Origin of the sequence: Cognatundibacterium oligocarboniphilum, from assembly GCF_013377855.1 — a bacterium.
Lineage (GTDB): Bacteria > Pseudomonadota > Gammaproteobacteria > Burkholderiales > Burkholderiaceae_D > Undibacterium > Undibacterium oligocarboniphilum.
Genome location: NZ_JABXYJ010000005.1, coordinates 204,998 through 218,318 on the forward strand (window position 1 = coordinate 204,998; position 13,321 = coordinate 218,318).

Sequence of the window (13,321 nt, forward strand, 5' to 3'; positions counted from 1 at the left end):
TTATTTTTGAGTAACAGTTAATCATCCTGTTGTATTCCCGTTTTATACTGCGATGCGCCGCAAGCTGTGCTTGTTCTTTCATGTTGAACTTTTTTTTGACCGAAGTGTTTATGTTGAATTTTCAGACTATGTCCGTTCCTCCGGCAAAGCGCCGCGCACGTGGATTTACGCTTATCGAAATCATGGTGGTGGTGGTCATCATGGGAATCCTGGCGGCGCTGGTGGTGCCCAAACTCATGGGCCGTACTGATGATGCCCGTATTTCTGCCGCACGGCAGGATATCGCCACCCTGATGCAGGCGCTGAAACTGTACCGCCTGGACAACCAGCGTTATCCGACCACGGAGCAAGGCCTGCAGGCGTTGATCGTGAAACCGACGACCGGTCCTGCCGCGAATGGCTGGAAAACCGGCGGTTATATTGAAAAATTGCCGAAAGACCCGTGGGGGAATCCCTATCAGTATCTGTCCCCGGGTATCAAGGGTGAAGTTGATGTATTTTCCTACGGTGCTGATGGTCAGCCCGGCGGTATCGATAAGGATGCCGATATCGGCTCCTGGGACATGTAAAGCAGATACATGAAGTCTGTGCGCAGGCAGCAGGGGTTCACGCTGCTGGAATTACTGGTGGTTCTCGTCATCGTCGGCATCATGCTGGGCGTTGTGAGTTTTAACGCCATGCCAGACCAGCGCCAGCGGCTGGAAATTGACGCGCGACGGATTGCTTTGCTGATGCAACTGGCACGCGATGAGGCGATTCTGCGCAATCTGCCGGTTGCGTTTGAGGCCGATCAGTCCGGTTACCGTTTCCAGATCCGAGAAGACCGGATCTGGCTTCCGCTGAAAGATGACTTACTGCGCGAACGCAATTTCGAATTATCTCCCGTGAAGCTGCAAATGGAACCCGTCCCGTTTCAGACTATGCCCATGCGCGTGGTGTTTGGCAGGGAGCCGGTCGATAAGCCGTTTATCCTGACCTTACAGTCGGGTGACAGCAGTGTACGGATCCGGGCTGATGGCATCGGGCATTTTTTGGTGGAATAAAATGAACCCGGATATTTCTTCTTCTGTCCGTTCCCGCGGATTTACTCTGCTCGAAGTGTTGGTGGCGCTGGTGATTGTCGGCACTGCACTGGGCGCCAGCCTGCGGGCAGTCGGCAGCCTGACGCAAAACAGCAGTGACCTCAGGGCATCGCTGATGGCAACCTGGTCTGCAGAAAACCGTCTGGCGCAGATACGGTTGGCAAGAGAATGGCCGGCATTTGGCGAGCGCAGCTTTGATTGTCCGCAGGCTGATCTGCAATTAACCTGCGAAGAGCATGTCATCGCCACACCGAATCCCTCTTTTCGCCGGGTGGAAGTGTTTGTCTATGAGACGGCCAGGCCAGAGCGCCACATTATCAAGCTGACGCAGGTGGTACCGAATGCCTTGTGACCGGATTCCTGTACAGTCTCAAATCAAGGTCAGTCGCGGCTTCACGCTGATTGAGCTGCTGGTTGCCATCACTATCCTGGCGATTGTGGCAGTTTTGGGGTGGCGCGGTCTTGACAGTATTGTGCGTGCCAGGATTGCATTGAATGCCAGCATGGAACAGACGCGCGGCATTCAGCTGGCTTTTGCGCAGATCGAAAATGACGGCGCTCATCTCATCGACGCTGGTCTGATGCCGGGACGCAGTGTGCTCAATACCGCCGGCAACAAACTGATGCTGATCCGTAGTGTGTCTGAAGAAAACCAGCCGACCCGCTATCAGATTGTGGTGTACAGCGTGAATGACAGCCAGCTGGCGCGGCGCGAATCGTTGCCGACGCGGGAGCTGGCAGTATTGAAGCAGGATTGGCAGAGTGCCGCCGATGATAGCGACAGCTGGGGTCGTATCTTGTTGCAAAAAGATGTAGCGCAGATTGCGATGCGGACCTGGAAGCTGGGGGAAACCGGCTGGCGGGTCGGTGGCAGCGATGTGCAGAATATGACCGATGAAAACAAGATTAAAAACGGCATTGCGGCAGATTCCCTGAATAAAACTGCAAAACTGACCGGACTGGAAGTCTCTTTGCTGGTGCAGGGGCAGAGTGCGCCGATGATCAAAGTATTTTTGCTGGGAGCTGGCTGATGAGGCTCTCAAGACCAATGCGCAGGCAGCGAGGTGTTGCCGTGGTGACGGCACTGTTGCTGACCACGCTGGCCATCACCATCGTCGCCAGTCTGTTCTGGCAGCAGCAGGTTCAGGTACGTTCGATCGAAAACCAGCGCATGCAGTTGCAGAAAAAATGGATATTGCGCGGTGCGATTGACTGGGCGCGGCTGATCCTGCGTGAAGATGCGCGCCAGTCCGCCAAGGTGGACTATCTGGGGGAGCCGTGGGCCGTGAAGCTGGCTGATACCCGTCTTGATCAGTATGTGGAAAATGGCCGTGCAGAGACAGAGGAGAGTGATGCCACCCTGTCAGGCCAGATCGTTGATGCTCAGGCGTCATACAATCTGAATAATCTGGCGACTAACGGCGTGATTGATCCGCGTGAACTTGCGGCATTTTCCCGGTTGCTGGTGAATCTCCGACTGTCGCCCGATCTGGCGCAAGCAGCCGCTGACATGATCGCAGCCAGCCAGTCTCAGATCAAAACACCGGCCGGCGCGCCGGACAGTTCTCCTGCGAGCGCCACCAGTACTGTAAGTAGTGTGGTAAATGCAAAAACTGACTCTGTGAACGATCGTACTGAAGTACAATTCTTGCGCCTGGTACAGGTGGAAGATCTGCTTGCGGTTTCCGGTTATACGCCGGAAATTGTAGAAAAACTCCGTTCTTATGTCATGGTATTACCGCGTAAAACAGCCACTACCGCGGTGAATCTGAATACGGCGCCGGCAGAAGTGCTGGCAGCCAGGATCGAAGGCGTCAGCATGGCGGATGCCGCGCTGATGGTCGCCAGCCGTGATCGTGCGTATTTCCGTGATTTGGCGGATTTCCATCAACGTTTTCTGGATAAGGGTAAAACGACGACGGATAAGGATATCCAGGTCTGGACCCAGTTTTTTGTGGTGAACGGCAAAGTGAAAATGAATCGCTCGCTGATGGATGTCAGTGCATTGATTGAGCGCGCCGATGATGGGGCAACGACCGTATTATGGGTCAGGGATAATTAAATTTGAATATGGCAAGTACACTTTATATTGCTTTGCCCGCCAGGATGAGCGCGCAGAATCAGCCGGGGCTGCTGACTGGCGCCTTGCCATTCGCGCTGATGTCTGCCGAAGGGCATGTGCTGCAACAGGGCCGGAAAACCTTTGCCGAATTGCGCTCCCTGAGCCGTGATGTGCGACAGGTCAGTCTGTTGCTGGCGGGATCTGATGTGAGCCTGCAGCAGATCAAGGTGCCGCCGATGTCCGGCATGAAATTAAAGAGCGCTCTGCCGAATATGCTCGAAGAGCAGATCGTCAGCGATCCTGCGGAGGTCGTATTGGCAGCGACTCCGGTGCGGGAGGGGAAAGTCAGCGTCGCAGTCACTGACAGACGTTGGCTGGATCTTGTCGCTGAACAGGTCAAAGACTGGCCGGTGAAAAAAATTGCTGCCTTTCCGGCGCAGCTGGCGGTACAGCAACCGGCAGAAGGACAATCCGGCGTTGCCGTACTGGACGACGTGGGTAGATCCCTGACCTTGTTGCTGCGTCAGCAGGAGCAGAGCGTGGGGATGTTGCTGGCGGATGCGGATGCCTCTCAGGTGGCGGCAATGCTGCAATTAGTGGCACCGGCAGCGGAAATCCCGTTGTATGTGGATGCAGTGACGTTGGATGCCTGGCAGCAAAAACTGCATGCGCTGGGTGAGGTTATCGCCAGCCAATATCCCTTGAAAGCCATTAGCTGGGTCGTGCGGACTGCAGGGCTGAATGCCGATACGCCGGATTTACTGTCGGAAATCAACGCCATTCACCGGCCTGCCATCGACTGGACAGCGTGGCGCTGGCCATTGCGACTGGTGCTGGCAGCCTTGCTGGTGAATGTGACTGCGCTGAATCTGGACTGGTATAGGCTCAAGCGTGAAGCGCGCGGACTCAGCGATGTACTGCTGCATACCTATCAGAACAGTTTTCCGAAAGAAACCACGATCCCTGATCCGCTGGAACAGATGCGACAAAAAGTCAGCATGGTACAACGCCAGTCGGGGCAGTTTGCCCCCAATGATTTTGCCGTCATGACCGGGCAGTTCACTCAGATATGGGAGCGTGTGATGGCGGGTAAATCCGCGGCCGTCAGCAGTGTTGAATACAGAGAGCGGGCCTTGCATGTGAAAGTGAAATCGCCGGGGCAGATTCCGCTCGATCAACTAAGGGCTGCATTGGAAGAAAAATCGATGCGGCTTGAAGCAACACCGGATGGTGTATTGCATATCAGCCTGGGAGGAAAGCACTGATGCTGCAACAGTTTTTACAAGAATATGCACGCTTCTGGCAGCAACGCGATCAGCGCGAGCGCCGTTTGCTGACTGGCGGTGCGGCAGTTGTACTGCTGGCTTTGATTTATCTGATTTGTTTTGAGCCGGCATGGAGTGGCAGAAGCCGTCTGCAGAAACAGATTCCCGTCTTGCGGCAACAGGTCGCTGAAATTGCGGCATTGCAGTCACAGTACACGCAACTGGCTGCCAGCGTTGCGCAGTTCAGTGAGCCTGTCAGCCGGGAAATTGTCGAAGCATCGCTGGCTACCCGTGGTATCAAGGCGCAAACCCTGAATATGTCGGATGACATTGTACGTTTGCAGATACAGGCGGTTTCTTATGCAAATATGATGGAATGGCTGGTTGAAGCACAAAAATCATCGCGTCTGACAGTCGAGGAAGCCAGATTTACAGCTTTGCCTGAAACAGGGCAAGTGAACGTCAGCCTGACGCTGAAGCAGCAACGGGGCGGGAACTGAGCGCATGGGATCGGGTTTGTGGTCTTCGCGTCTGACCTGGCTGCTGATTGCCATTGGCAGTATTGTGCTGTCAGTGCTTTTTTTTCTGCCGGCGAGCTGGCTGGGCGCTGTTCTCGAAAAACAGACGCAAGGCCGTTTAAGCTTAGGAGATGTGCAGGGATCGTTCTGGCATGGCTCGGCATTTGTCGGTGTGGCGTCCGGTGCGGAAAAACCGGTGACGCCTTTATTTGCAGGTCGTTTTTCCTGGCAGATTTCCCCGCTGATTTTTTTAGGGCAGCTTGATGCGCAGTTGAGTAACAGCGAATCGCTGTCAGCTCCTGTGCATGTTCAGGGTAGTCTCTCGGAATGGCAGGTGAGCCCGGCGCAACTGGCTTTGCCCACCGAACGGCTTGAGGGGCTGGGTGCGCCGCTCAATACAATCGGCCCGACAGGTAAGCTGTCTTTGAGCTGGAATCATCTGCACTTTAGCCGTGATAACCGCATGCTGCAGGCCGCCGGGCAATTACAATTGCACTTGACGGAGATGGCTTCGCGCCTGTCACCAATCCGGCCCTTAGGCAGCTACGTTATGAATTTCGATCTTCAGGGAGCAAATGCCAGCTTGAATCTGATGACCGAAAAAGGCCCTATGATGCTGAGCGGCAGCGGTGACATCACCAATGGACATTTTCAGTTTTCCGGTAAAGCCTGGGCACAGCAAGGGCAGGAAGCAAAATTGGCAAATCTGTTGAATTTGCTAGGGCAGCGCCGCAAGGACGGCGATCAGGACATCATTGCGTTAGAGTTTAAATGAAAACATATCCATCACAAAACAAGGCAGCTATGACCCGCAATTTCTTACGCAAACCACTGCGCCACTGGTCCAGCATGACCGGTGTTGCGGTGCTGACCGCCGCCGGTTGCTTATTCAATGCTTCTGCACTGGCGCAGAGTGCGGCGCAAAATACGGCAGACCTGAATTTTGTCGGTGCCGATATTGATTCGGTCGTGAAAGCGATCGGACATTACACCGGTGCGACGTTCATCATTGATCCTCGGGTAAAAGGGCAGGTGAATCTGGTGTCAGAAAAACCGCTGACCAAGGATCAGGCATTTAAACTGCTGACCTCAACATTGCGTCTGCAGGGATATGCGGTGGTATATGCCGACGGCTATTACAAAGTAGTGCCGGAAGCCGATGCCAAGCTGCAACCAGGGCCGACTCAGACCATTCAGGCCGAGAAAAGTGAATCTGTCAAAGGCGATCAGGTCGCCACACAAGTTTATCGCCTGAATTATGAATCAGCGGCAAATGTGGTGACGATACTGCGGCCGCTGATTTCGCCAAACAATACCATCAATGCCAATCCGGGCAATAACTCTGTCGTCATTACTGACTACGCCGACAATCTGAAGCGCATGAACAAGATCATCGCCGCGCTTGATGTACCGGCCAATGTCGATATGGATGTGATTCCGGTTAAATATGCCATGGCTACCGATATTGCAACACTGGTGACCAAGCTGAGCGATAGCAATGCAGCGGCCGAGGGCGGGCGGGTAGCGCTGATGGCTGACCCCCGCACTAATTCGGTTTTGCTGCGCGCACCCTCACAGGCGCGTGCCAATCTGGTGAAATCGCTGATCGCCAAGCTGGATCAGCCGACGGCCTTGCCGGGTAATGTGCACGTGGTCTATCTGAAAAATGCCGAGGCAGTGAAACTGGCGCAGACACTGCGCTCTATCATTTCCGGAGACACCAGTGCACAGCCGTCAGCAACCGGATTGTCGAACATTGGCAGCAGCACGAATGGTACCAACAGCCCGGTTGCCTCGGGTTCGCCCACAGGTACGGGAAGCAGTACCACCGCGAGTAGCCTCAGTTTGCCGCAATCATCCAACGCGACCAGCGGCAGCACAGGTTCTGGCTCTGGTACGGCAGGATTCATTCAGGCCGATGCCGCCACCAACACACTGATTATCACGGCTAGTGAGGCCGTTTATAAAAACCTGCGGACTGTGATTGACCAACTCGATGCACGTCGCGCTCAGGTATATGTCGAAGCGCTGATTGTGGAGGTGAATGCCGATAAAGCCAATGAATTTGGCGTGCAGTGGATGGGTTTGTCCGGGGATAAAAATAGTGACTACCGTGTCGGCGGCGGAACTGCCTTTACGAGTTCAGGAAACAATATCCTGAGTCTGGCAACCAGCAGCACGCCGAGTCCGGGAAATGGTCTGTCGATCGGTATTTTTAAGCAGATCAATGGAAAATTAGGGCTCGGCGCTCTGGCGCATGCGCTGGAAAGTGGTGGCAATGCCAATATTCTGTCCATGCCGACCCTGCTGACGCTCGATAACGAAGAAGCCAAAATCGTGGTCGGTAAAAACGTACCATTTGTCACCGGTCAGTTCACTACTTCCGCATCGACAGGCTCTGCCGGAGTGAATCCGTTTCAGACCATAGAACGCAAGGAAATCGGTCTGAAACTCGCGGTCAAGCCTCAGATTTCTGAAGGTGGAACAGTGAAGCTGTCCATCTATCAGGAAAGTTCCAGTGTCGATGACTCAGCGACCACCACCACGTCTGGGTTGATCACTAAATTACGCTCTATCCTGACTAATGTGCTGGTGGAAGACGGCCAGATTCTGGCGCTGGGCGGCCTGATCGAAGACAGTAATTCCGACACGGTAGAGAAAGTGCCGGGATTGGGTGATCTGCCTGTGATCGGTAATCTGTTCAAGTACCAGACTGTGAAGCGTGGTAAAACCAACCTGATGGTATTTTTACGTCCGGTCGTGGTGCGCAGTGCCGAGCACAGCAGCAGTGTGTCGATTGATCGTTATGATTATATGCGGACACAGATGGCGCCAGCCAGGAATGGCGCCGATGCTGCAGCTATCATGCCGCAAATGGAAAAAGGAAAACTGATCGCTGCGCCAACGCCTGATCTGTTTGATACGACTAAAGCAGGTAAGAAAGAAGGCCAATAAGCCATGCTGGAAAACCGCTTATTACCGTTCGGATTTGCACGTGATTTTGCCGTGCTGGCCAGCAGGGATTTGTCACAGCTGGATGCGCCGGTCGAGTTATCTGTCTCCGATAAAACATCGCCTGCCGCGATTGCAGAGGTCGGGCGTAAATTCGGTAAAATCAAATTACAGGTACTGACTCATGACAGCCTGAATGCGCTGATCGCCAGTGCGTATGCCGGTGCAGGCGGTGATGCCGCAGATGTCGTGGGGGAGGTTGAATCCGATCTCGATCTGGCCAAGCTGATGTCCGATATGCCGGCAGTGGAAGATCTGCTGGAGTCGGCAGATGACGCGCCGGTGATCCGGATGATCAACGCTTTGTTGACCCAGGCTTTGCGGGATGGAGCATCCGATATCCATATCGAGCCGTTTGAGCAGATTTCCATTGTCCGTTTCCGGGTGGATGGTGCGCTGCGCGATATTGTCCGGCCACGCAAAGCAATTCATGCCTCGCTGATTTCGCGGATCAAAATTATGGCGCAACTGGATATTGCTGAAAAACGCCTACCGCAGGATGGCCGAATCACGCTGCGTATTGGCGGTAAACCAGTGGATGTGCGGGTTTCGACCTTGCCGACCGGGCATGGCGAGCGCGCGGTATTGCGTTTACTGGACAAGGAAGCGGGTCGTCTTGATCTCGCGAGTCTCGGTATGGATGCCGGTGTGTTGCAGCAGTTTGATGCACTGATCCGGCAACCGCACGGCATTGTGCTGGTGACCGGGCCAACTGGTTCAGGAAAAACGACGACTCTGTATGCTGCATTATCCCGTGTGAATGCCGGCACCACCAATATTCTTACTGTTGAAGATCCGATCGAATATGAGCTGGCCGGTGTCGGGCAGACGCAGGTAAACGCACGTATCGACATGACCTTCGCCAAAGCGTTGCGGGCAATTTTGCGACAGGATCCGGATGTCATCATGATTGGCGAAATCCGTGATCTGGAAACCGCACAGATTGCAGTGCAGGCTTCGCTGACCGGTCACCTGGTTCTGGCGACGCTGCATACCAATGATTCCGCAGCAGCAGTAACACGTTTGCTGGATATGGGCATTGAACCCTTCCTGCTGTCTTCTTCTTTGCTGGGGGTGGTGGCGCAGCGTCTGGTGCGTAAGCTGTGCGTGCATTGCCGCCGCGAGGAAGGTGGTCAGTGGCATGCGGCAGGCTGTGAGTATTGCGGGCATACTGGTTATCAGGGACGTGTCGGGATCTATGAACTGTTGCCGACCACTGATGAGATCCGTGCCCAGATTCATCAGCAGGCGTCTGAAGCGGAAATCCGTGCTGTGGCCCAGCGCAACGGCATGAAAACAATGCGTGAAGACGGCGAGCGCTGGCTTAATAGCGGCGTGACGACGTCGGAAGAATTGTTGCGCGTGACGAAGGAATAACCGTGCCAGCATTCCGATATGAAGCGATAGACAGCGTCGGTCACAGTGTGTCGGGCGTACTGAATGCCGACAGTGCGAGGGCTGCGCGTGGGGAATTGAGAACCCAGGGACTGGTGCCGGTGCAGGTGGAAATCATCGATCAGCAGGGTGAGGCGGGCGCATCAAAAGGAATATCGCTTTTCCGTGAACGGCTTTCCACGGTGGAGCTGGCATTATTTACCCGGCAGCTCGCCAGTTTGCTGGAGGCTGGTCTGCCATTGGAACAATCATTAACCGCGCTGCTGGAGCAGGCAGAACGTACTTTTTTGCGTGATCTGATCGCTTCAATCCGTTCAGAAGTGATGGCCGGCGCCGCACTGTCGGATGCATTGAAACAGCATCCTGATAGCTTTGCCGATATCTATTGCGCACTGGTTGCTTCCGGAGAGCAGATCGGGCATCTGTCTCAGGTTTTATCCAGACTGGCCGATTACATTGAGCGCCGCAACGCCCTGGTGCAAAAGGTGCAGCTCGCCTTTACCTATCCCGCCATCGTGACTGTGGTGGCATTTGCAATCGTGATATTCCTGTTGACGTACGTCGTGCCGCAGATCGTGTCAGTCTTTGCGAATACGAAGCAGAAATTGCCTTTCCTGACGGTGATGATGCTGGCTGTTTCCGATTTTATCCGGGCTTATGGCTGGCTGCTCGCGATCCTGCTGGTCTCCGGCTTATTGCTATGGCGTATGGCGCTGAAAAATCCGGAGATTCGGATGCGCTGGCATCGCTGGCTGCTGACTGCCCCCTTGTATGGCAAGTTCGAACGTAGTCTCAATACCTCCCGTTTTGCCAGCACGCTGGCGATTACTACCGGTTCCGGCGTCCCCATTTTGCGTGCTTTGCAAACCAGCCGCGAAACCTTGTCGAATGTCGCCATGCGCGCCCAGGTTGAAGCGGCAACTGCCAGCGTGCGTGAGGGGGTCAGTCTGGCCAGAGCGCTGTCCGTCAATAAACATTTTCCGCCGATGCTGATTCATATGATCCGCGCCGGAGAAGTTACCGGAGAGTTACCCGCGATGCTGCAGAGGGCTTCCAATGCACAGGAGCAGGACCTGGAACGTCGTGCCCTGACGATGGCCGGTCTGCTGGAACCTGTGCTGATCCTGACCATGGGCGTGGTCGTACTGCTGATTGTATTGGCGGTACTGATGCCTATCATTGAAATTAATCAGCTGGTACGCTGATAAGGAAAGACATGAAGCATTTACCCCTCATCTCCAGCCTGTTTGCATTTTCCCTGTTATGTATTTCTCTGAGTTATTGGGGGTTGCAGTGGTTGACCCCGCATTCCCGCAGCGTCGCGTTACCTGTCCAGTCCAATGCGTTGGAACCGGCCTCAGGGCAATGGGGCAGTTTGTTCGGGCTCAGTCAGAGTCAGCAGCCGATTGCCAGCAATTATCAATTAAAGGGCATTATTCTGGCGAAACATGCAGCGCATAGCCTGGCGATTATCAGTGCCAATGGCAAACCTGGCATTCCGCTGGCTGCAGGGCAGGACATCACGCCGGGCGTGCAGTTAAAGGAAATCAGCGAAACCGCAATCGTCATTATTGATAACGGTATTCCTAAAAGGATTGAATTACCGCAGAGTAAAAGCAGCAATGGGCTGATTGCCATCAGCACTCCAGGCGATCTTTCCAGTACAGCTGTCATTGCGCCGCCGGCATTTCCTCCCCACACTGAATCTGCTGCTCATCACGTGCCGGCGGCGCCAATGGTCACGCCGGGTTTTCCCGTCGCGTCGCTGCCTGCTGTTATGCCCGGAGGAGCAAATCAATGACCGGACGTGAGCCGTGGCTGCCTGAGCAGATTCATAATGCGTATTCAATGGCGGATCCTTCATGGCATTCTGCTATTGCAGCAGGTTTGCTGGCAATGCATCAGCGTGATGGGAATTATTTCAATACGCTGATACAGAGTGCGTTTTTGCCTGCACGGTCGCGCCTGTTTGCTGCATTCAGACAACCCATGTCCAAAGTGCGTTACATTCTGATTGGCGAAGGGCCTTATCCCCGCGAGGAGAGCGCCACAGGCGTCTGTTTCATGGATGGCGCTGTGAGTCGCTTATGGGCGGAGGATGGCAGTGGGTTGTCTAAAAAAGTGAATCGGGCAACTTCTTTACGGAATTTCATCAAAATGCTGCTGGTGGCCGCTGGCGCACTGGATCCCGCTCATACCAGTGGCTCTGCGTTGCAGAAAGTTTCATCGTCAGCGATTGAAGCGTATTCGCCGTGGATACAGCAACTGGCAGAATTGCAGCAGCATCTGCACGAGCAGGGATTTTTGTTGTTGAATGCTTCGCTGGTATTCCGATCTGAAGTGGCACCGGCAAAAGATGGGAAAGCCTGGCAACCATTTTTACAGGAAGTGCTGAGCGCCATAGCGGAACATGCAGCACGATCAGGTACCGAATTGCCGTCGCTGATCTTGTGGGGGAAAATTGCAGAACAATTGAGGCAGATTCCGGTTGTTGCTGATTTTCCTCATATCATTGCCGAGCATCCTTATAACCTTAGTTTTATCAGAAACGAGACAATGCAAGCGTTATTTTATCCTATGCATTTGTTGAGCAGACATCGGTCATAAAAGGTGACATCAGGTTTTTGTTAGAAATGTTTTCCTCCAGATAGCTTAGTTGATGCAGTTGTAGAATAATCTGGTGATCTATATCTGATGATGTCATCAGAAGACCTGCTTTGTCAGATCGCTTGCTGTCTAACTACTTATGCTAAAAAAAATTGAAATTTCAAAACTGAGAACCGGCATGTATGTGCACGAGCTTTGCAGTTCGTGGTTAGACACGCCGTTCTGGAAAAAGTCATTTTTGCTTTCTGAAAACAACGAGCTTCAGGAGATTCAGAAAGCAAAAATACGCGAAGCCTGGATCGATACCAGCAAAGGCCTGGATGTTCTGGAGGATGTTGCGCCGCTCCCCCGGGAAGTTGCGGCACCGGAGCTGAAAGAGCCGAAAACGCCAGTGGTTCGTCAGACTGCCCCAGTCTCAATGTCGGACGAACTGGGGCGCGCCTCAAGAATTGTGAGTAAATCTAAAGAGGCTATTTTTTCCATGTTCACTGAAGCTCGGATGGGAAAGGCAGTGGATGTCGGAAATGCGCAGGAAATGGTGACCGAGATTGCCGATTCCGTCATGCGTAATCCCGGTGCGCTGATCGGTCTGGTTCGCCTGAAAACCAAAGACGATTACACTTACATGCACTCGGTCGCTGTTTGCGCACTGATGATTGCGTTGGCCAAACAATTGGGGCTCAGCGATGAACAGACGCGTGAAGCGGGACTCGCCGGTCTGTTGCACGATATCGGTAAAATGATGGTTGATGCAGATATTCTGAATAAGCCCGGAAAACTGACAGATGCCGAATTTGTCTCGGTGAAAGAACATCCCGCCGCAGGTTACAAAATGCTGATGGAATCGAGGGATGTCAGCCAGGTCGTGTTGGACGTATGTTTGCACCATCATGAAAAAATGGATGGAACTGGCTACCCGCATCGCTTGAAGGGAGACGAGATCAGCCTGTTTGCCCGTATGGGTGCCGTTTGCGATGTCTATGATGCGATTACTTCCAACCGGCCATACAAGCAGGGTTGGTGTCCGGCGGAATCCCTGCGCAAAATGGCGGAGTGGAGCAAGGGGCATTTCGACGAAAAGGTTTTCCAGGCATTTGTTAAAAGTATCGGTATCTATCCGGTCGGGACGCTGGTCAGGCTTGAGTCGGGACGTCTTGGTGTCGTGGTCGAACAGCAGGCGGGGAAATCTCTGCTTACTCCTAAGGTGCGGGTATTTTTCTCCATAAAATCCATGAGCTATATCGCACCGGAACTGCTTGATCTGGCCGGAGCGGGCTTACAAGATAAGATTGCTACCAGGGAGGATGCAGAAAAATGGGGATTGAAAGATATTAATCGCTATTGGCTCGGAGAGACTGCATAAGTATTTCATGCTGTGCA

General features: G+C 53.7%; 14 protein-coding genes. All 14 read left to right on the forward strand.

Going from position 1 to position 13,321, the window contains the following annotated elements; genetic code table 11:
* The first annotated feature begins 110 nt into the window (after positions 1-110).
* The 14 genes from gspG to HV832_RS10260 all read left to right on the forward strand — a co-directional run bounded on the left by gspG (position 111) and on the right by HV832_RS10260 (position 13,304).
* Complete coding sequence (gene gspG, locus HV832_RS10195) at positions 111-569, forward strand: type II secretion system major pseudopilin GspG (protein ID WP_280525084.1); 459 nt, start codon at positions 111-113, stop codon at positions 567-569.
* Positions 570-578: 9 nt separating this feature from the next.
* Positions 579-1,043: a GspH/FimT family pseudopilin gene (locus tag HV832_RS10200; RefSeq protein ID WP_176803732.1), complete on the forward strand. Its 465-nt coding sequence runs from the start codon at positions 579-581 to the stop codon at positions 1,041-1,043.
* Position 1,044: 1 nt separating this feature from the next.
* The gene (gspI, locus tag HV832_RS10205) at positions 1,045-1,434 is read left to right on the forward strand and encodes a type II secretion system minor pseudopilin GspI (protein ID WP_176803733.1); all 390 of its coding nucleotides are present in this window, start codon (positions 1,045-1,047) and stop codon (positions 1,432-1,434) included.
* Entirely contained in the window at positions 1,424-2,113 is a 690-nt protein-coding gene (locus tag HV832_RS10210; RefSeq protein WP_176803734.1) for a PulJ/GspJ family protein, read from the forward strand. The genes gspI and HV832_RS10210 overlap by 11 nt, the downstream gene beginning before the upstream one ends.
* Entirely contained in the window at positions 2,113-3,144 is a 1,032-nt protein-coding gene (gene gspK / locus HV832_RS10215) for a type II secretion system minor pseudopilin GspK (protein WP_176803735.1), read from the forward strand. Before HV832_RS10210 ends, gspK begins: the two co-directional genes overlap by 1 nt.
* Positions 3,145-3,152: 8 nt before the next feature.
* Positions 3,153-4,409 carry a type II secretion system protein GspL gene (gspL, locus tag HV832_RS10220; RefSeq protein WP_176803736.1) on the forward strand — a complete coding sequence of 419 codons (1,257 nt, stop codon included), beginning with the start codon at positions 3,153-3,155 and terminating at the stop codon, positions 4,407-4,409.
* Complete coding sequence (gene gspM, locus HV832_RS10225) at positions 4,409-4,909, forward strand: type II secretion system protein GspM (protein WP_176803737.1); 501 nt, start codon at positions 4,409-4,411, stop codon at positions 4,907-4,909. The genes gspL and gspM overlap by 1 nt, the downstream gene beginning before the upstream one ends.
* Before the next feature lie 4 nt (positions 4,910-4,913).
* Positions 4,914-5,702 carry a type II secretion system protein N gene (gene gspN / locus HV832_RS10230; RefSeq protein WP_176803738.1) on the forward strand — a complete coding sequence of 263 codons (789 nt, stop codon included), beginning with the start codon at positions 4,914-4,916 and terminating at the stop codon, positions 5,700-5,702.
* Entirely contained in the window at positions 5,699-7,882 is a 2,184-nt protein-coding gene (gene gspD, locus HV832_RS10235; protein WP_223827246.1) for a type II secretion system secretin GspD, read from the forward strand. The genes gspN and gspD overlap by 4 nt, the downstream gene beginning before the upstream one ends.
* Before the next feature lie 3 nt (positions 7,883-7,885).
* Positions 7,886-9,316 carry a type II secretion system ATPase GspE gene (gene gspE, locus HV832_RS10240; RefSeq protein WP_176803739.1) on the forward strand — a complete coding sequence of 477 codons (1,431 nt, stop codon included), beginning with the start codon at positions 7,886-7,888 and terminating at the stop codon, positions 9,314-9,316.
* Between the two features lie 2 nt (positions 9,317-9,318).
* Entirely contained in the window at positions 9,319-10,539 is a 1,221-nt protein-coding gene (gene gspF / locus HV832_RS10245; RefSeq protein ID WP_176803740.1) for a type II secretion system inner membrane protein GspF, read from the forward strand.
* Between the two features lie 11 nt (positions 10,540-10,550).
* A complete protein-coding gene (locus HV832_RS10250) occupies positions 10,551-11,135 on the forward strand; it encodes a type II secretion system protein N (protein WP_176803741.1) in 585 nt (194 codons plus the stop codon).
* On the forward strand, positions 11,132-11,941 hold the full coding sequence (locus HV832_RS10255) for a uracil-DNA glycosylase family protein (RefSeq protein ID WP_223827247.1): 810 nt from the start codon (positions 11,132-11,134) through the stop codon (positions 11,939-11,941). The genes HV832_RS10250 and HV832_RS10255 overlap by 4 nt, the downstream gene beginning before the upstream one ends.
* 139 nt (positions 11,942-12,080) lie before the next feature.
* Positions 12,081-13,304 (forward strand): cyclic di-GMP phosphodiesterase, encoded by a 1,224-nt coding sequence (locus tag HV832_RS10260; protein WP_176803742.1) that lies wholly within the window; start codon positions 12,081-12,083, stop codon positions 13,302-13,304.
* Positions 13,305-13,321 lie beyond the last annotated feature (17 nt).

Excerpts from the sequence above, each read along its gene's own strand:
- gspL (WP_176803736.1), top strand. The coding sequence starts at position 3,153 with ATGGCAAGTACACTTTATATTGCTTTGCCCGCCAGGATGAGCGCGCAG.
- HV832_RS10255 (WP_223827247.1), top strand. The coding sequence starts at position 11,132 with ATGACCGGACGTGAGCCGTGGCTGCCTGAGCAGATTCATAATGCGTAT.
- gspM (WP_176803737.1), top strand. The coding sequence starts at position 4,409 with ATGCTGCAACAGTTTTTACAAGAATATGCACGCTTCTGGCAGCAACGC.
- gspN (WP_176803738.1), top strand. The coding sequence starts at position 4,914 with ATGGGATCGGGTTTGTGGTCTTCGCGTCTGACCTGGCTGCTGATTGCC.
- HV832_RS10260 (WP_176803742.1), top strand. The coding sequence starts at position 12,081 with ATGCTAAAAAAAATTGAAATTTCAAAACTGAGAACCGGCATGTATGTG.
- HV832_RS10250 (WP_176803741.1), top strand. The coding sequence starts at position 10,551 with ATGAAGCATTTACCCCTCATCTCCAGCCTGTTTGCATTTTCCCTGTTA.
- gspE (WP_176803739.1), top strand. The coding sequence starts at position 7,886 with ATGCTGGAAAACCGCTTATTACCGTTCGGATTTGCACGTGATTTTGCC.
- gspD (WP_223827246.1), top strand. The coding sequence starts at position 5,699 with ATGAAAACATATCCATCACAAAACAAGGCAGCTATGACCCGCAATTTC.
- gspI (WP_176803733.1), top strand. The coding sequence starts at position 1,045 with ATGAACCCGGATATTTCTTCTTCTGTCCGTTCCCGCGGATTTACTCTG.
- gspK (WP_176803735.1), top strand. The coding sequence starts at position 2,113 with ATGAGGCTCTCAAGACCAATGCGCAGGCAGCGAGGTGTTGCCGTGGTG.
- HV832_RS10200 (WP_176803732.1), top strand. The coding sequence starts at position 579 with ATGAAGTCTGTGCGCAGGCAGCAGGGGTTCACGCTGCTGGAATTACTG.
- HV832_RS10210 (WP_176803734.1), top strand. The coding sequence starts at position 1,424 with ATGCCTTGTGACCGGATTCCTGTACAGTCTCAAATCAAGGTCAGTCGC.
- gspG (WP_280525084.1), top strand. The coding sequence starts at position 111 with ATGTTGAATTTTCAGACTATGTCCGTTCCTCCGGCAAAGCGCCGCGCA.